The organism is Mycobacterium sp. (genome assembly GCF_008709575.1).
In the GTDB taxonomy this organism is placed as follows: domain Bacteria; phylum Actinomycetota; class Actinomycetes; order Mycobacteriales; family Mycobacteriaceae; genus Mycobacterium.
Genome location: NZ_VYIK01000258.1, coordinates 1 through 807 on the forward strand (window position 1 = coordinate 1; position 807 = coordinate 807).

The following is an 807-nucleotide window of genomic DNA, read 5'->3' on the forward strand; positions in this document are numbered from 1 at the left end:
TCTGTCGCGGTTCGCCGTGATGCGGTCGATGTCGGTCGCAACGTCAAGGCGGTGGTGTTTGACAGCCCGCTCGGATGTCTTCTCTGCGCGAACGGGATTCGTCCAACTCAGACGCACAACACCGGGGCCGATCGTGATCCGGAATCGGCCGGACTCGGGTTCCACGGCCAACCGGTCGCGCCCGTGTGCCCACGGTGCCGCGGGCTCAAACAGCGCTGCCGCCGAGGCGACCAGCTCGGGGCTTGGGAACCGCAGCCCCAGGGCATCCACCGCCGAGAGCTGCGGATCAACATTGCCGTCGACGGTGTCGCGGACACTTTTGGCACATATAACAAGCCCGTTGGTCCCAGCCGGAACACGGCCTACGCGGCTCCCGCCGTCCGATCGACCGCTGTCGCTCTCGCGCCCTGCGGCCGTGGCGGCCGCGGGCACTCGCGGTCTACCGGCGTCCGCCGCTCCGGCCGTGTTCTGACTGGCCGTACCGGTTGTGGCTGGCCAAGCAGTGGGCCGTTCAGCCGTCGTGCTCGTCGTGCGCGCGGTTGACGATGCGATGTTGAGCACCGGGATGCCTGCTCCCCGGCGCCTCCGAGGCTGCCCACACAGCACGCGGCAGCACGGAAACGCCTGATAGGGAGTGCAAGCACCGTGTCCGGTTTATGTCCGTTCGCCGGACAGACTGAATACGTCAGCGCAGCTCAATGCGGCGCATACGACGCACAGAATCAAATAAACCGCAGGTCAGCGGCTATCCTGTCCGCCTGAAAAGCGGAAGGTCGGCGGTTCGATCCCGCCCCTGGCCACCACGTT

1 tRNA gene and 1 pseudogene are annotated in these 807 nt (G+C 66.7%); one reads left to right on the forward strand and one right to left on the reverse strand.

Annotated features, from left to right (window positions below):
- A pseudogene (locus F6Q13_RS18295) lies at positions 1–270 on the reverse strand (hypothetical protein); the annotation flags it as partial.
- Between the two features lie 465 nt (positions 271–735).
- Here F6Q13_RS18295 and F6Q13_RS18300 point away from each other — a divergent pair.
- Positions 736–803: transfer RNA gene (locus tag F6Q13_RS18300), tRNA-Phe, on the forward strand.
- The last annotated feature ends 4 nt before the right edge of the window (positions 804–807 follow it).